This is a genomic window from Pantoea cypripedii (genome assembly GCF_002095535.1).
Classification (GTDB): domain Bacteria; phylum Pseudomonadota; class Gammaproteobacteria; order Enterobacterales; family Enterobacteriaceae; genus Pantoea; species Pantoea cypripedii.
The window spans coordinates 2,762,884-2,780,826 of record NZ_MLJI01000001.1 but is presented as its reverse complement, the minus strand read 5'-3'; the positions used below and the strand labels follow the sequence as shown (position 1 = coordinate 2,780,826).

Annotated in this window: 13 protein-coding genes and 1 pseudogene; all 14 read left to right on the top strand. The window is 52.1% G+C overall.

Features of this window, described 5'->3' with window-relative positions:
* Window positions 1-139 precede the first annotated feature (139 nt).
* The 14 genes and pseudogenes from HA50_RS12850 to rfbD all read left to right on the top strand — a co-directional run bounded on the left by HA50_RS12850 (window position 140) and on the right by rfbD (window position 17,907).
* Complete coding sequence (locus tag HA50_RS12850) at window positions 140-1,279, top strand: polysaccharide export protein (RefSeq protein WP_084876004.1); 1,140 nt, start codon at window positions 140-142, stop codon at window positions 1,277-1,279.
* 9 nt (window positions 1,280-1,288) lie between these two features.
* A complete protein-coding gene (locus HA50_RS12845; RefSeq protein WP_084876003.1) occupies window positions 1,289-1,723 on the top strand; it encodes an arsenate reductase/protein-tyrosine-phosphatase family protein in 435 nt (144 codons plus the stop codon).
* A 12-nt stretch (window positions 1,724-1,735) separates the two neighbouring features.
* The gene (wzc, locus tag HA50_RS12840; RefSeq protein WP_084876002.1) at window positions 1,736-3,913 is read left to right on the top strand and encodes a tyrosine-protein kinase Wzc; all 2,178 of its coding nucleotides are present in this window, start codon (window positions 1,736-1,738) and stop codon (window positions 3,911-3,913) included.
* Between the two features lie 234 nt (window positions 3,914-4,147).
* Window positions 4,148-5,065, top strand: a complete 918-nt coding sequence (locus HA50_RS12835) for a glycosyltransferase family 2 protein (RefSeq protein ID WP_084876001.1) — start codon at window positions 4,148-4,150, stop codon at window positions 5,063-5,065.
* Window positions 5,066-5,148: 83 nt separating this feature from the next.
* Complete coding sequence (locus HA50_RS12830; RefSeq protein WP_084876000.1) at window positions 5,149-5,901, top strand: glycosyltransferase family 2 protein; 753 nt, start codon at window positions 5,149-5,151, stop codon at window positions 5,899-5,901.
* 43 nt (window positions 5,902-5,944) lie between these two features.
* Entirely contained in the window at window positions 5,945-6,979 is a 1,035-nt protein-coding gene (locus HA50_RS12825; protein WP_084875999.1) for a glycosyltransferase family 4 protein, read from the top strand.
* A 77-nt stretch (window positions 6,980-7,056) separates the two neighbouring features.
* Entirely contained in the window at window positions 7,057-9,267 is a 2,211-nt protein-coding gene (locus HA50_RS12820) for a phage tailspike protein (protein ID WP_084875998.1), read from the top strand.
* Between the two features lie 168 nt (window positions 9,268-9,435).
* Window positions 9,436-10,698: a colanic acid biosynthesis pyruvyl transferase WcaK gene (gene wcaK / locus HA50_RS12815; protein WP_084875997.1), complete on the top strand. Its 1,263-nt coding sequence runs from the start codon at window positions 9,436-9,438 to the stop codon at window positions 10,696-10,698.
* Between the two features lie 4 nt (window positions 10,699-10,702).
* Window positions 10,703-11,926 carry a glycosyltransferase gene (locus tag HA50_RS12810; protein WP_084875996.1) on the top strand — a complete coding sequence of 408 codons (1,224 nt, stop codon included), beginning with the start codon at window positions 10,703-10,705 and terminating at the stop codon, window positions 11,924-11,926.
* Window positions 11,923-13,263 carry an MOP flippase family protein gene (locus HA50_RS12805; protein WP_084875995.1) on the top strand — a complete coding sequence of 447 codons (1,341 nt, stop codon included), beginning with the start codon at window positions 11,923-11,925 and terminating at the stop codon, window positions 13,261-13,263. Before HA50_RS12810 ends, HA50_RS12805 begins: the two co-directional genes overlap by 4 nt.
* Window positions 13,264-13,553: 290 nt before the next feature.
* On the top strand, window positions 13,554-14,450 hold the full coding sequence (gene galF, locus HA50_RS12800) for a UTP--glucose-1-phosphate uridylyltransferase GalF (RefSeq protein WP_084875994.1): 897 nt from the start codon (window positions 13,554-13,556) through the stop codon (window positions 14,448-14,450).
* A 48-nt stretch (window positions 14,451-14,498) separates the two neighbouring features.
* Window positions 14,499-15,512 carry a UDP-glucose 4-epimerase GalE gene (galE, locus tag HA50_RS12795; RefSeq protein WP_084875993.1) on the top strand — a complete coding sequence of 338 codons (1,014 nt, stop codon included), beginning with the start codon at window positions 14,499-14,501 and terminating at the stop codon, window positions 15,510-15,512.
* A gap of 429 nt (window positions 15,513-15,941) precedes the next feature.
* Window positions 15,942-17,020 (top strand): annotated as a pseudogene (gene rfbB / locus HA50_RS12790) (dTDP-glucose 4,6-dehydratase).
* The gene (rfbD, locus tag HA50_RS12785; protein ID WP_084875992.1) at window positions 17,020-17,907 is read left to right on the top strand and encodes a dTDP-4-dehydrorhamnose reductase; all 888 of its coding nucleotides are present in this window, start codon (window positions 17,020-17,022) and stop codon (window positions 17,905-17,907) included. Before rfbB ends, rfbD begins: the two are co-directional and overlap by 1 nt.
* The last annotated feature ends 36 nt before the right edge of the window (window positions 17,908-17,943 follow it).

The window sequence follows — 17,943 nt, the reverse complement described above, 5'->3', positions numbered from 1 at the left end:
CGGCGACAACATAAAACCCAGGGAGCAAATGATAATGACCCACAGTTTCGGTGTTTAACCCGTCGGCTTTATTTTTGCAAGACGCTTACACAGCGGCGTTTTCGCCTCTATCAATCATTAACTGATAGCGAAGATCCAGATGATTACAATGAAAATTAAAATGATACCGTTACTGGTATCGGCCACTATTCTCTCCGGGTGCACGATCGAGCCAGGTCAGCGCCTTTCCACTAGCGGAAAAGATGTCATTGAGCAGCAGGACAGCAATTTTGACATCGACAAATACGTTAACGTCTTTCCTTTAACACCGCGTCTGGTTGAGCAGATGCGTCCGAAACCGCTGGTGGCGCAGGCCAACCCGGCGTTGCAGAACGAAATTCAGAGCTATGAATATCGTGTCGGCATTGGTGATGTACTGAACGTCACCGTGTGGGATCACCCTGAATTGACCACCCCTGCGGGTCAGTACCGCAGTGCCAGCGACACCGGTAACTGGGTGCAGGCGGATGGTACGATCTTCTATCCCTATATCGGTAAGGTGCGTGTTGCCGGTCGAACCGTGACGGAAATCCGTGCCGAAATCGCGCGCCGTCTGGCGCAGTACATCGAAAGCCCGCAGGTGGATGTGAACGTCGCAGCCTTCCGTTCACAAAAAACCTATATCAGCGGTTCGGTCACCACCTCCGGTCAGCAGGCGATCACCAACGTACCGCTTACCGTACTGGATGCGGTCAACGCCGCAGGTGGCCTGACGGCGGATGCCGACTGGCGTAACGTGGTGCTGACGCACGGTGGCCGCGAACAGCGTATTTCGTTGCAGGCGCTGATGCAAAACGGCGACCTGAGCCAGAACCACTTGCTGTATCCGGGCGATATCCTGTATGTCCCACGTAACGATGATCTGAAGATCTTCGTTATGGGTGAAGTTAAGCAACAAACCACGCTGAAAATGGACCGCAGCGGCATGACGCTGGCTGAAGCGCTGGGCAATGCTCAGGGCATGGATCAGACCACAGCAGATGCCACCGGCGTGTTCGTCATTCGTCCTATTCGTGGCAGCAACCGTACCAAGATCGCCAACATCTATCAGTTGAATACCAAAGATGCCGCATCAATGGTGATGGGTACTGAATTCCAACTGGAGCCGTACGACATCGTGTATGTCACCTCCACTCCGCTCACCCGCTGGAACCGTGTTATTTCCGCGCTGCTGCCAACCATCGTAGGTATCGACGATGCAAGCTCCGCAGCTCTGCGTTTCCATACATGGGATAACTAAGGTTTAACCATGATTAGCTCCGTGTTAGTCGTCTGTGTCGGCAACATTTGCCGCTCCCCGACCGGGGAGCGTTTGTTCAAACGCGCTTTACCTGAAACCCGGGTAGCGTCTGCGGGGCTGGGTGCTCTGCGTGGCTCCCCGGCAGATCAGACTGCCAGTGATGTGGCTGCCAGACATGGCGTGTCACTGGCAGGCCATCATGCTCAGCAGTTAACGGCTGAAATGTGCCGTGACTATGACCTGATTCTGGTGATGGAAAAGCGTCATGTTGAGCAGGTAAATCGGATCGATCCAGCCGCGCGCGGGAAGACCATGCTGCTTGGGCACTGGCTCAACCAACAGGAAATCGCGGATCCGTACAAAAAAAGCCGTGAGGCCTTTGAAGAGGTTTACGGGTTACTGGAACACGCTACCCAGAAATGGGTCAACGTACTAAGCCGATAGTTGGGATTATCCATGAATATAAAAAACAAGGTTATGACAGCGCCGAAAGAGGATTCGAATGGATGGGATCTGGCGCATCTTGTGGGACAACTCATTGACCATCGGTGGGTCATTGTTGCCGTTACCGCCTTCTTCATGTTGGTGGGGACTCTCTACACACTGTTTGCCACGCCGATCTATAGCGCGGATGCCATGGTGCAGGTCGAGCAGAAGAACACCAACTCGGTGCTGAACGATCTGCAGGATATCCTGCCGTCAACACCGGCTTCCGATACCGAGATTCAGATTCTTGAATCGCGCATGGTCATCGGTAAAACGGTGGACGATCTCGGTCTGGATACCGTGGTGCAGCAGAACTATTTCCCGATCATCGGTAAAGGTCTGTCGCGCCTGATGGGCAACAAACCGGCACAGATCGCGATCACGCGTCTGGAAATCCCGCGTTCAATCGACAAACGCACCGTGCAGCTGGAAGTGACCGGTCCGCAGACCTACACCGTAACCAGTAATGGGGACGAGCTGTTTAAAGGTCGCGTAGGTCAGCTGGAGCAGCACGGTGAAGTCACCATGCTGGTGAGCGGTATTGAAGCGGATGCCGGCACCAGCTTTGATGTCACCAAGCTGAGCGATCTGCAGGCGATCAAAGCGGTGCTGGGCAATCTGACCGTCGCTGATAAAGCGAAAGACACCGGTGTGCTGGGTCTGGAATACCAGCACGAAGATCCGGATCAGGCCAGTCGCGTACTGAATCAGATCGTTAACAACTATCTGCTGCAGAACGTTGAGCGCAAATCGGAACAGGCAGCGAAAAGCCTTGATTTCCTGCGCAATCAGCTGCCAATGGTGCGCGATAACCTGAATGAAGCGGAAGACAAGCTGAATGCCTATCGTCGTGAGAACGAATCGGTAGATATGTCACTGGAAGCGAAATCGGCGCTGGATTCTTCCGTCAGCGTACAGAGCCAGCTGAACGAGCTGACTTTCCGCGAAGCTGAAGTGTCGCAGCTGTATACCAAAGATCACCCGACTTACCGCGCGCTGCTGGAAAAACGCAAAACGCTGGAAGACGAGCAGGCCAATCTGAACAAGAAAATTGCCCAGATGCCAGCGACCCAGCAGGAGATTTTGCGTCTGACGCGTGACGTGCAGGCAGGGCAGGAGATCTACATGCAACTGCTGAATCGTCAGCAGGAGCTGGGTATCAGTAAAGCCAGTACCGTTGGTGATGTGCGCATCATTGACCCGGCAGAAACCGCTGGCTCACCAGTCGCGCCGAAGAAATTGCTGATCATTGCCGCCAGCCTGATTCTGGGTCTGGTGTTGTCCGTCGGCATTGTTCTGCTGAAAGCGGTGTTCCATCACGGTATTGAAAACCCGGAGCAGCTGGAAGAGCTGGGCATGAACGTTTATGCCAGCGTGCCGTTGTCTGACTGGCAGCGTAAGAAGGATACCGAAGCACTGGCGCGGCGTGGACACAAAGAGAAAAGTGACCCCCACAATACGCTGCTGGCGTTGGGCAACCCGACTGACCTCTCCATCGAAGCGATTCGTAGCCTGCGTACCAGCCTGCACTTCGCGATGATGGAAGCGAAGAACAACATTCTGATGATCACCGGTGCCAGCCCGGGTATTGGTAAAACCTTTATCTGTGCCAACCTGGCAACGTTGGTATCGAAAGCGGGTCAACGCGTGTTGTTCATCGATGGTGATATGCGTCGCGGCTATACCCACGAACTGCTGGGGGCGGAAAACAAAGTTGGCCTGTCTAACGTGTTGTCCGGCAAGAGCGAGTTCTCTCCGACCATGATTCAGAAAGGTGCTTACGGTTTTGATTTCCTGCCGCGTGGTCAGGTGCCACCTAACCCATCGGAGCTGCTGATGCATCGCCGCATGAGCGAGTTGCTGGATTGGGCGGGTAAAAACTATGACCTGGTGTTGATTGATACCCCACCGATCCTGGCCGTTACCGACGCTTCCATTATCGGTAAGCTGGCCGGAACGTCTCTGATGGTGGCGCGTTTTGAGACCAACACTACCAAAGAGCTGGATGTCAGTTACCGTCGCTTTGCCCAGAACGGTATTGAGATCAAAGGCGTCATCCTCAACGCCGTGGTGCGTAAAGCGTCGAATGTCTACGGTTATGGCTACGACTACTACAACTACGAATACGGCAAAGAAACCAAAAGCTAAGAGACAAACACTCTTCCGGGGCGGTTTATCCGCCCCGTTTTTATCGTGCTTTTTGCACTGATTTTTTTTGACATTTATACACACAGCACACGCTTAGGTAATTCCGTAATGGTAGGTCACTGCTTAATGAAGAATGGATATAACGGCATGATTTTTAGGAAAAAAGCCGATTCCCATCATCAGGCGGCGGAGTATACCGTTGAATCTGGAACAGCTGTTTAAGAGGTGCTGGCAATGCAGGATATCCACTTCTCAATTGTAATTCCCGCTTATAACGCGTCGAAGTCGATTGTGACGACGCTGGATTGCGTCAATGCGCAGAGTTATCGCAATTTTGAAGTCATCATTGTGGATGACAAATCAGCCGATGCGGCTGAACTGGCGCAGGTGGTGCGTAGCGATCGCTATCAGGACCTGGACATCAGGCTGGAGCTCTCTGAGGTCAAACTCAACGGGGCAGGGGCGCGCAATAAAGGGATTGAACTCGCCAGCGGTGATTTCATCAGCTTTCTTGATGCCGACGATGAATGGCACCCGGACAAGTTGCTGGAAGTCTCGCGTACCATCGCCAATCTTGAGGCACAGGGCAAGTCGCGTTATGTCATCTTTAGTCAGGTGAATATTCACCAGGACGGTAGCTTCCTGAAAGTGATGCCGATGCAGCCACCGGGTAACAACGAAACCGTGGCTGAATATCTGTTTGGTTGTTATGGCTTCATCCAGACCAGTACCATCGTGCTGAAGCGCGCTGATGCCGAACAAATCAAATTCGATACGCGCTATATCCGCCATCAGGACTATGACTTCTGCATACGCGCCGATCGCATGGGCTATCAATTCGTCATGATTGATAAACCGCTGGCGACCTACCATCTGGTGACCAAATTTGGATCGAAGCATAAAGGGGAGTCGGTGAAATACTCCTTCTTCTGGCTCGATACCATGAAACCCTATCTGACTGCGCGCGATATCCACACCTACAAAGCGTTCAAATTGCCGCTGCGCTACAAAATGGATGGCAACTCGCTGCTGGCGAGCGTCAGCTTCGCGCGTTACTTCTTCCTGACTAACAAAGATAACCAGGCTTACTTCATGAGCCGTCTGATGAACAAGGTGAAATCCCGTTTCTTTGGCAGCAGGGCTGTTTCCTGATTGGGTGGTTCTTTTGATTTCACTTGCTCCCAGACCGGGGCAATTTTTTTTACTTCCTGTCATCTCCTCTTACGGGTATTCAGATGAAAAATCATGTAGGCACCATCGGCATCGTGATGCCGATGTATAACGCGCGCCAGACGGTATTGCGTGCGGTGCAGTCGATTCTCGATCAGAGCTATAGCGACTGGCATCTCTATCTGATCAACGATAAATCGACCGACGATTCGTTGGCTTTGGTCCGTGAACATTGCCAGGACGCGCGTATCACTATTCTCAATAATGAGATGAACCAGGGTGCGGCAGAGACCCGTAATGTCGGGCTGCGTGCTGCACAGCAAGAGATCATCGCTTTTCTTGATAGCGATGATGAATGGCATGCGGAAAAGCTGGCTGAACAGGCTGCCGCTATTGCTGCCGGTGACGATTTTGTGATTACCCATTACCACTACAAAACCAAAAGCGCTGACCACGATATCATCTACAGCAAACCCTATCTGCAACAGCAAAACTTCGTGAAGAAGCAGTATCGCGTCTGCTTCTCTTCGGTTTGTTTTCGCCGTCCTCCGCAGGGCATCTTCTTTCAGCGTAAAGGCCATGAAGATTTCCTGTTCCTCTACGAGCTGTTTCTCCGTTACCGGCAAGCCCGGGTGATTCAGAAGACGCTGGTGAACTATTACGAGCTGGGTGATTCGCTGTCTCGTAACAAAAATAAAGCGGCGAAATGGCATCTCGAATTATTAAGAATTATCTATAAAAACAATCCCTTAAAAATCTATTACTATTACGGTTGGTATATGGTGAACGGTGTGCTTTTCACCCTGAAGCATCGTTGATATCCGGCACCCTTTGCGTGTTTTTTGAGGTGGAAAGCGTTTCATGAAAAAGATTGTACTGGTGATTAAGGATGCTTATTCGTACGCGGGTACGGAAAACATCTGCAACTTTATGTCGGAGTGTCTCGGCGAACAGCATGAGGTGACCGTTTATTCGCTGGAAGGTAGCGGAAAGCCGTTCTACCCCTTTACCCATGCCAAAGAGATTGTCAGCTTTGCCGGACACAGTAATCCGATTAAAAGCGCGGTGGCCCGCATCCAGCAGGAAGGGTTCGACAGTGTTTTCCTGATCAGCATGGGGCGTCTGAGCGTGATGTTTGCCTTCTGGAATCTGATGTCCATGAAGAAAAAACGCTTCAAAGCCTATGCCTGCGAGCACATCGCGATTAACTCCTTTAGTAAACCGATCAAATTGCTGAAATGGTTGCTGCTGCGCTTCTATGACCAGGTGATCGTGCTGACCGATAAAGACCATCAGGTCTTCAGCCGCTGGAATATTCCCAGCCAGCAGATTCCCAATCCGGTGGTGTACAAATCCTTTGCGCGTCGCACGCGCAGCCATCAGGCGTTGGCCATTGGCCGCCTCGAACATCAGAAAGGTTTCGACCTGCTGCTGGATATCTGGGCTGACTTCAGCAAAACCCACCCTGACTGGACACTGGTGATCGCCGGAGACGGTGAGGTACGCCAGCAGTTGCACGATCAGGCTGCACAGCTGGGTATCACAGACAGCGTCAATTTTGTTGGCAGAGTCAGCAATATCAATGACTACTACCGTGGCAGCGACATGGCGCTGATGACATCTCGTTATGAAGGATTACCGCTGGTGCTGCTGGAAGCCAAATCCTGGTCGCTGCCGGTGGTGGCGTATGACTGTCCAACCGGACCGCAGGAAATTATCAATCATGGCGAAGATGGCTTCCTGGTTCCCATGAATGACAAAACCACTTTCCTGGCACGTATGGAGCAACTCGCCAGTGACGATGCGTTGTTCTACCGCATGAGCGAGAAAACCAAAGAAACGGCGCTGAAGTTTGACGGCAAAGAGATCAAACAAAGCTGGCTGGCGCTGATTTAGCGCCGGATTACGCCTACGGCTACCTCGGGGACACACTTATGGCCGCCTGGCGGCCCCATGACCACGGGATTTGATGCATGAAAAGAAGAGAAGTCTTACAAACCGCAGCCTCCTCCATTGTTGCTGCGCTCTCGGTGAGTGCATTTTCCAGCTATGCCGCAAAAAATGGCCAGCCAGCATTGAAGGCGGTCGACCCCTCCAGCGTGCCGCAGGGAGATGTCCCGATTCTCACGCCGGAAAATGTTTACACCATGCCGCCGCAATTCTGGCAGAACTTTGAGGGCAAATTGTGGATTGGTAAGGCCGGTAGCGATGCCAGCAAAGCGGGTAACCAAATCCCGGTTTATCTGCGTGATGCCAGCGGAAAAATATCGCAAATCAGCCAGCCGATTGCGTTGAATAAGGGTAATTTTGCGCAATTTATCCATGATAATGCGGCGTTAATCGCTGATCCTGCCCACTCGATGGCCGTTGAAGACAACAGCGGCAACACGTTATTTTCCATTGATGACGTGAGCCGCCCCAACCAAAGCAACTTCAGTCAGCGTCTGGCGCAACCCAATGGTTACCAGCTGATTGGGGAAATCCCCTCGGTAGAGGAATTGCGTAAAACCCGTCCGCTGTTTGCCGGTGCCAAAATCAAGCTGAAAAGCTGGCATGAAGGGCTGGAAGTGGGCGGTGGCGAGTTTGTCGGTGCCTTTGGTGATGGTAAAGACGATAACGGCGTGATGTTCAGCGGCAACGGCTTTACCTGGCGTCGCGTGGTGGAAGATTTCAACCGTCTGACGCTGTTCGATTTCGGTGCGATTGCCGACGGTAAAACCGATGCGGCCCCTGCCATCAAAGCGATGTATCAATGGTCGCAGGATGCCAATCAGCCGATTTGTGTGCAGTTCCCGGCGGGCACCTTCTTCGTTTCCGGTTGTGATTTCGGTGATCAGCAACAGCGCTTCTTCCGTATCTCTGGCGCGATGGTGAATTTTGGCTACTTCCCGGCCACCACGCTGGTTTCGGACGGTCGCTCCGAATTCCTGTTTCAGGTAAAGGCGCGCTGGACCGAAATCTCTAACCTGATTTTTAACGGTAACACTGACAAACGTCCGAATAAGCAGGGGTTATTCCGTAACACTTGCCCGGGTGGCCAGTTCTTCCGTGGCGCTTGTCTGCGCTTTAACCAGGTGGGCGGCGTCTCGTTGAGTTTGCTGGATACGCTGGACTGCAAAATCGACCAGTGGTACGCCAACGGTTGTACAGGCGATGTGATTAAAGCCAACTGGTCCGGGCAGAAAGCGGGTAACTGGGATCACAGCACCGCCATTGAGCTTTCCAACTTCAATGCCCAGCACTGTAAAGGCGGGATGGTGCTGAATCTGCCACGTTGCAGCCAGTCGATTATTCATAACGGCTGGATTGAGCACACCGAACATCCCGGGGATATCTCCAATGGCCAATGGATCATTGATGCACTGAGCCTGGAAGATTGTAAGAACCCGCTGATCGCCCGTAACTCACGGCTGAATATGCGTCAGACCAATTTGCAGGCCGGTAGCTGGATTGATAACTCGCTGGAGGGCGAGCGCTGGTTGAATATCTGGGAGATGGGTTCGACGCGCGTTGAATCCTATGGCGTCGCCATCGACGGCAGCCTGAATTACAACTACATCACTTCACGGTTTCGCCTGTCGAACAACACCAATCAGGAAACCTGGTTTGAACTGGGGAATTTCTATTCACCTGCTGTGGGTGATAGCTGGGAAATCGAGGTGTTTGGTCAGTCGCAATTCAGTAATGGGACGGACAACCAACCGCTGATGAACCCGATCGACGGTAAAGGCACCGGTGGCCGGGCGGTTATCCACTTGCAGCGCAAGAAAAGCAAGGCGGAAGCCAGCTGGTCTGCAGAAGGCAGTTCACCGCTGGTGGATGTGCGCTATGAACCGCGTACTGACACGGACACCAAAGTGTTCGTCAAACTGGCCGGCTGGACACCCGCCACGGTGGTGCTGATCAAAAGTACCGCGAAGGACCGCTTCCTCGCCGGTCGCTGTGCGCGCGTTGATGCCACCATGACGCAGGGAACGCCTGCCAGCGGTAGCCAGCAGGCACCGCAGCGTTTCAGTCTGCACAACGGAAAAGCAGGCATTGGCGGTAATGAGCAGGGCGATCTGCTGATGGCATCACGCATGCTGAAGCCGGAACAGGTCGATACCCGCGAACCCAAAGGTTTTATCTCGGTGGTGATTAATGGTGAGCCCTGTGCTTTGCCGTATTTCGCCCTGAAATCGTAATACATTCATCAGCATACCGGCTGCGAACAGGAGTGTGGCCGGATTAAAAGGAGCAGCTCATTTTCGGGTGTTTCGCCTGTTTTGCAGTCCTTATTACACAGAGTTCTTTTTTTGCCAGTCCAGGAAAATGGCGGCTTGTAGAATTACAAAAATTTATCTGGAGTTTTTATGAAGATTTTATTGGTGGGTAACCATACCTGTGGAAATCGTGGGGATGGCGCGATTTTACGCGGGCTGATTGATTCACTTCAGTCCGCACGTGGTGATCTGGATATCGATGTTATCAGTCGTTATCCAACCAGCTCTGGGTATTTACTGCAACAGGAAATCCAGCAGGATTCCCTGTTCCTGCACAATAGCAAATCGGCCAAAGGGTTAGTGGGAAGTGTAAAGCGTAAGGTGGCAAACCGCCTGATGCCGGAAATTATGATGGCGCATCTGGGTAAGGGGGGGGTGTACAAATCATTCTCCGTGCCACCGCATTTGGCTGCCTTCACCAAAAGTCTCGCAGCCTATGATGCCATCATCCAGGTGGGTGGCTCATTCTTCGTCGATCTGTATGGCGTGACCCAGTTTGACCATGCTTTATGCGCGTTAATGGCGAAAAAGCCGCTGTATATGATTGGGCATTCTGTCGGACCTTTCGAGAATCCGCGTGTTAACGCGCTGGCGAACTTTGTATTCGACCGCGTCGATAGTCTGGTGCTGCGTGAAGAGGTCAGTTATGAGCGCATGAAGCAGGATGGCGTGACGACCAGTAAAGTGAAGAAGGGCGTGGATACCGCCTTCCTGGTGCAGGCGCGTGCGGTGGAAAAACCCAGCCATAACCTGTTGCACTGGAAAGAGATTATCAGCTCACGTAAAACCATCGCCATTACCGTGCGTGAGCTGGCCCCATTCGATAAACGTCTCGGCGTAACGCAAAAAGAGTACGAAGCCGCGTTTGGGCGGGTGATCAATGCGATGATCGCCGACGGCTATCAGGTTGTCGCCTTCTCAACCTGCACCGGTATCGATAGTTATGCCAAAGATGATCGCATGGTGGCACTGACATTACGTGACAGCGTTGATCATCCGGAGCATTACCATGTGATCATGGACGAGTTCAACGACCTCGAACTCGGCATTCTGTTAAGTCACTGCCATCTGACAATCGGCACCCGTCTGCATTCCGCCATTATTTCCATGAATTTCGGCACACCTGCCGTTGCCATCAACTATGAACACAAGTCACTGGGTGTGATGAACCAGCTTGGTCTGCCGCAAATGGCCACTGATGTGAAAAGTCTGATGGACGGCTCGCTCATCGACAAAGTGCAGACCGTGCTGACTGACTACGACAATGTGAAGCAGCGAGTTGATGCCGCGGTGGCGCAGGAACGTGAGATTGGCAATCGAATCACTGAAGAAATTCTCAACGTCTTAGGGTGAAGTGATGAAGCTGACCTTTTTCACCATGCGTTTCCCGGTTGCCTCTGAGACCTTTGTTCTCAATCAGGTAACGCATTTCATTGATGCCGGTTATGACGTTGAGGTGATCTCCGTATTTCCGGGCGACATGATCAACCGTCATGCCGCGTTCGATGACTATAATCTGGCGGCGAAAACCCATTACCTGCTGCCGGAAGAGAAGGTATCGAACCTCGATAAACTCGCCCAGCGTATCGGGCTGATGCTGCCGAAAATCGCCAAACCTTCATTGCTTAAATCCCTCAATGTGCGCCGTTATGGCGCACAATCCAGCAAACTGCTGCTGCCCGCGATCGTCGCTAATGCCAGACAAACCTTCACTGCTGACGTATTCCTGGTGCACTTTGGCTACGCAGGTGCGCTGGCTAATAAGCTGCGCGAGCTTGGTGTACTTCGGGGCAAACAGGCCACGGTGTTCCACGGGGCCGATATCTCACGTCGTCATATTCTGGAAGAACATAAGCTTGATTACCTCAATCTGTTCCGCCAGAGCGAGCTGATGCTGCCCATCAGCCATCTGTGGGAAAGTAAGTTGATTGAGATGGGATGTCCGGCGGAGAAGATACATGTTACGCGTATGGGCATCGAGCCGGAGAAGTTTAATTTCAAGCCGCGTGAAGCTTTCCATACCCCGCTGCGTATTGTTTCAGTGGCACGTCTCACCGAAAAGAAAGGTCTGGATGTGGCGGTGAAAGCCAGTGAAATTTTGCGCAATGAGGGCGGGGAGTTCCAGTTCACCATCATTGGTAACGGTGAGCAGGACGGCATGATGCGTGAGCACATTGCGCGAGCCGGTCTGGAAGATTGTGTCAGTATGCCGGGCTTTAAGCCCCAGGAGGAGATCCGCCAGGCGCTGAGCGAAGCAGATATCTTCCTGCTGCCCTCTAAAACCGCGGCAGATGGTGATATGGAAGGGATTCCGGTGGCGCTGATGGAAGCAATGGCCGTGGGGCTGCCGGTGGTTTCTACCTTCCACAGCGGCATTCCCGAGCTGATTCAGAACAACGTTAGCGGCTGGCTGGTTTCGGAAAACGATCCAGAGGAACTGGCGCAAATGTTGTTGCGCCTGTCGCGCGGAGATGTCGATGTTGCGCCGGTGGTTGCTGCCGCTCGTCACAAGGTAGAAACCGAGTTCAATCAGCATATTGCCTATGGCGAGCTGGCAAAAATTCTGGAGCGCATGGTGTGAGCGGATTAAAGTCACAGGCCATTTGGCTATTTGGCAGCACCTGCTTTGCCGCAGTGCTGCAGGTATTACAGCTCAGCGTACTGGCACGTCGGCTGGAAGCGCATGAACTGGGGTTGCTGGCGATTATCAATGCCATTCTGGCGGTGGCCGGGGTGCTCCAGGACATGGGGATGAGCAGCTACATTGTGCATCGGCAGAATATCACTCGTCGTGAGCAGAGCACCATTTATTGGGTGAACGTCTCGCTCAGCTTCTGTACCGGGTTAATTATGTTGATGATTGCCTGGCCGGTAGCCTGGTTTTATCACCTGCCGGAGTTGACCGGGTTGATTATGCTCACCAGCCTCAACTTCCTGGTTCTCGGGCATCTTTCGCAGTATCAGGCGCATTTTGTCAAAACCAAACGCATGGTGCTGCTGGCGAAGATTGAGATGGCAACCAAGCTGTTTGCGTTCCTCTGCACCGTGGCGATGTTGTTCTTCACATCGCTGACTGTCGCGGCGGCCATCCTTGGTCTGTTTATCAATGCCTTCACGCGCATTCTGTGCATGATTTACTTTGGCGAGAAATCCTGGCGTCCCACCTGGGAATTCGATCGGGCTACGTTCATCGCCGCCGTGCGTTACGGTATCTACCAGCTGGGATCGCAAACCATTAACCAACTGCGTACTCAGGCGGATGCCCTGATCGTCGGGAAAGTGATGGGTGCCGATATGCTGGGGATCTACTCACTGGCAAAAGAGCTGATCCTGCAACCGCTGAAGCTGGTTTCGCCGGTGATCAACCGCCTGGCGTTGCCGCGTTTCGCTGAGAAACAGCACGATCCGGAACAGCTGAAAAAACTGTTCCTGAAAGGCACCCTCGTCATCATGCTGTTCAGCAGCACCATGTATCTGGCGATTGGTATTCTGTCGCCGGTGATCGTGCGTCTGCTGTATGGTGCATCACACGAGCAGGTCTACCATCTGATCCCGCTGATGCTGTTATTTGGCATGCTGCGCCCGATGGGCGGGCTGACCGGGGCGATTTCCCAGGCGAACGGGCGTACCAACGTTGAGTTCTACTGGAATGTCGTCGCCAGTCTGGTGGTGCTGGCGGTGCTGGCGACCACGCTGATCTGGCCTAACGTCATCTACGTGGCGCTGACACTGTCGATTTCACAGGTGTTGATCTCCGCTTTTGCCCATCCCTTCTTCATCAAACCCGTTATTGGCATTCGTTTTATGCCTTATGCGCGCCAGTGGGTTTCGGTCTCGGTGGTGTTTGTCGGCCTGATGTTGCTGATAAACCACTTTAACCTGTTTGTGATGCCAGAATGGTTTGCGGGTTGGTTGTAACCTCAGACAACCTCAGGTCGCGGCGTAAAAAAGCACGCCGCGACGACACGATCAGTCTGAAAATGACTGGTCTCATCAATTCTGGCTTTCTCCCATCTCCCTCGCTGTTTTACAGTAGGTTAGCGATTCGAATTACCCGCCAACTGGCGTAACGGTTGGGGTCGAAAAAAGCGATTTTTTATGTTGTGACAGAGAGTTAGTGCCGGTTTTTCAGATAAAGATTATACTTGCTGTTCCGGCCGATCCTGCATAATCGACCCCACGTATTCACTTCATGAAATGGAATAAATATGACCAAGCTTAAAGCTGTAATCCCGGTTGCGGGTCTCGGTATGCATATGCTCCCTGCGACAAAAGCAATTCCAAAAGAAATGCTGCCTGTCGTCGACAAACCGATGATCCAATATATCGTTGATGAGTGCGTGGCTGCAGGCATCAAGGAGATTGTGCTGGTCACCCATGCTTCCAAAAATGCGGTGGAAAACCACTTCGATACCACTTACGAGCTGGAAGCCCTGCTGGAAGCTCGTGTGAAACGTCAGCTGCTGAGCGAAGTGCAATCAATTTGCCCTCCGGGCGTGACGATCATGAACGTCCGTCAGGCCAATCCGCTGGGCCTCGGCCACTCAGTATTGTGCGCGCGTCCGATGATTGGCGATAATCCATTCGTGGTGGTATTGCCGGATGTGCTGCTGGATGACTCGACTGCCGATCACCTGCGTTATAACCTCGCGGCCATGGTGGCGCGCTTTGAGGAAACCGGACGCAGCCAGGTACTGGCTAAACATATGCCGGGAGCTGACCTCTCTGAATACTCGGTGATCACTACTGAGCAACCGCTGGATAACCCTGGCGACGTCGGCACGATCACCAACTTTGTTGAGAAGCCGGAAGAGGTCAACACACTGGATTCGGATCTGGCTGCGGTAGGGCGTTATGTCCTTTCTGCTGATATCTGGGCGGAACTGGAGCGTACTGAGCCGGGTGCCTGGGGTCGTATCCAGCTGACCGATGCTATCGCTGCGCTGGGCAAGAAAAAGCCGGTTGATGCCACCCTGCTGACGGGTACCAGCTTCGACTGTGGCCGTAAACTGGGTTATATGCAGGCATTCGTCTCCTACGGTTTGCGTAATAACAGCCAGGGCCGTGATTTCCGCGCCGCCATTCAGAAAATCCTGGCAAAATAAGCTTTTCTCATCGTTTGCCGCGCCATTGCGCGGCTCAAAGGAGTCAACATGGCTATTTTGGTAACGGGTGGAGCAGGGTACATCGGCTCTCACACGGTGCTGGCGCTGCTACAGCGCGGTGACGACGTTGTGGTGCTGGATAACCTGTGTAATGCGTCGCGCGAAGCTGTCGATCGCGTTGAAAAGCTGGCGGGTAAAAAAGCGGTATTTGTTGAAGGCGATGTCCGTGACCGCGCTTGCCTGCGCGATCTGTTCGCCGCTAATGATATTTCAGCGGTTATCCACTTTGCGGCGTTGAAAGCGGTAGGCGAATCTACACGTATGCCGCTCGAATACTACGACAACAACGTCTCCGGAACGGTGGTGTTGCTGGAAGAGATGCGCAGTGCGGGTGTGTGGAACTTTATCTTTAGTTCCTCTGCCACCGTATATGGCGCTGATGCCCCGGTTCCTTATGTGGAAACCACGCCGATTGGCGGGACCACCAGTCCGTATGGCACCTCCAAGCTGATGATTGAGCTGGTGATGCGTGACTTCGCCAAAGCGGATAGCAACTTCAATGCGATTGCTTTGCGTTACTTCAACCCGGTGGGCGCGCATGAGTCGGGTGAAATCGGTGAAGATCCTGCTGGTATCCCCAATAATTTGCTGCCGTATATTGCTCAGGTGGCGATTGGCCGTCTGGACAAACTGGGTGTGTTTGGCGATGACTACGATACGCCAGACGGCACCTGTCAGCGTGATTACATCCACGTGGTCGACCTTGCTGAAGGTCATCTCAAAGCGCTGGACCATCTGCCGAAGGTCACCGGTTATAAAGCCTACAACCTGGGCGGTGGCAAAGGCTTCTCGGTGCTGGAAATGATTAAAGCCTTCGAGAAGGCTTCCGGAAAACAGATCCCGTTTGAATTCAAACCGCGTCGTGATGGCGATCTGCCTGCGTTCTGGGCCGATGCATCGCTGGCGAACACCGAACTGGACTGGCGTGTGACGCGCGGCATCGATGAGATGATGCGTGACACCTGGAACTGGCAGTCAAAAAACCCGAACGGGTTTAAGTAATCTCCTTCCCCGGCGGGTTTTAAACCCGCCAATATCTTCTCCCCCGCACATCTAATCAGGCTTACGCCTGTTTCATCAAAATCTGATTGAGTTGATTCTGTGACTCAGTAACCATCTTCCGCGTCATGCAGCGGTCAATATTTGCACTAACTCCCCGATGAGAAATGCAATTTATTCGTCATTGATCTTAGTGAGTGATAGAATTAATGATTGTTTAAAGATAATCCTCCTTTATTAATTACCTTGATAAACGAGTGATTATTCAGAAAGATAGCTGCAAATAAGTTTGATATGCCGCTTCTACAATTTGATCCCGTCTCAGCTATGTGGGAGCTGTAACCCAGGGGCGGTAGCGTGCCTGTTTGACAGGCATTTTCCATTTCATTTTGGTGTAAGTCTTACTGAGTAAGTCGGGATAAACGAGACGTTATGAAAATCTTAATTACGGGTGGTGCAGGGTTTATCGGTTCAGCAGTGGTTCGCCACATTATCAACAATACCAATGATGAAGTGATCAATGTTGATAAATTGACCTATGCTGGCAATCTCGAATCTCTTGACGCAGTCAGCCAAAGCGCACGCTATAACTTTAGAAAAGTTGATATTTGTGATGGTGCTGGGTTGCAGGAAGTCTTTAATGAATTTAAGCCTGATGCGGTAATGCACCTGGCTGCTGAGAGCCACGTCGACCGTTCAATTACCGGTCCCGCTGAATTTGTCCAGACCAATGTTGTGGGTACCTACGCATTGCTGGAGGCGAGCCGTCAATACTGGTCTTCGCTACCTGCCGAAAAGAAAGACGCGTTCCGTTTTCATCATATTTCTACCGATGAAGTTTATGGTGATCTCCCGCACCCGGATGAAATGGCCGGCGACTTACCGCTTTTCACTGAAACTACCCCTTATGCCCCAAGCAGCCCCTATTCATCAACGAAAGCGGCCAGCGATCATTTAGTTCGCGCCTGGGGACGTACCTACGGCCTGCCAGTGATTGTTACCAACTGTTCCAACAACTATGGTCCTTACCATTTCCCGGAAAAACTCATCCCGCTGATCATCAGCAATGCGCTGGAAGGGAAGCCGTTGCCGATTTACGGTAAAGGTGACCAGATCCGCGACTGGCTCTATGTTGAAGACCATGCCCGTGCGCTGTATACCGTGGTGACTAAAGCAGCTACCGGCACCACCTATAACATCGGTGGACATAACGAAAAGAAAACATGGATGTGGTACTGAAGGTTTGCGAATTGCTGGATGAACTGCGTCCGAAAGCTGCGCCATACGCTGATCAGATTGTTTATGTTCAGGATCGCCCGGGACATGACCGCCGTTATGCCATCGATGCTGAGAAAATCAAGAAAGAGCTGGGATGGTCACCTCAGGAAACGTTTGAAAGCGGATTAAGAAAAACCGTTGAGTGGTATCTGGATAACCAGACATGGGTTGAGCATGTGAAAAGTGGTGCTTATCAGAACTGGTTAAAAGAAAACTATGAGAATCGCAAATAATGAATATTTTGTTATTTGGCAGAAATGGTCAGGTCGGTTGGGAGCTACAGCGCGCGCTCGCACCATTAGGTAAGGTGGTGGTACTGGATCGCCACTCTCAAGACTATTGTGGTGATTTCGAAAACCCAGCGGGTATTGCCGATAGCATCCTGAAGATTAAACCCGATGTCATTGTTAACGCGACGGCCTACACCGCCGTGGATAAAGCTGAGAGTGAAGTCGATAAAGCCCGGCTAATTAACGCTACCAGCATCAAAGCGATGGCAGCAGCGGCGAAAGAAATTAATGCCTTAGTGGTTCACTACTCAACAGATTATGTCTTTGATGGCAGCGGTACCACACCGTGGAAGGAAACGGACGCCACGGCGCCGCTAAATACCTACGGACTGACCAAGCTTGAAGGTGAAGACGCGATTATCAGCACCGCTGAAAAATATCTTATCTTCCGCACCAGTTGGGTCTATGCCGCGAAAGGAAATAACTTCGCGAAAACCATGATCCGCCTTGCTCAGGAACGCGAGTCATTATCGGTAATTGATGACCAGTACGGAGCGCCAACAGGTGCCGAATTAATTGCAGACTGCACGGCTCATGCGATTCGTATGACAGTCGCGCAACCTGAAAAGTCTGGAATTTATAACCTTATTGCCTCAGGTGTTACCACCTGGCATGCCTATGCTGAAACGGTTATTGAACATGTTAGGCAAAAAGGTTTGCCGCTGAAAGTGTCAACCGTGAATAAAGTTGAAACCTCGGCCTTTCCAACACCCGCTAAGCGACCATCGAACTCCCGCCTCAGTACCGATAAGTTCACTTCCACATTTGAACTTAATCTACCGGATTGGCAGTTCGGGGTGATTCGTATGCTGGATGAATTATATAACTGAGTGTTGTGACGTCAGATTAACAAATTGAAGGGTAAA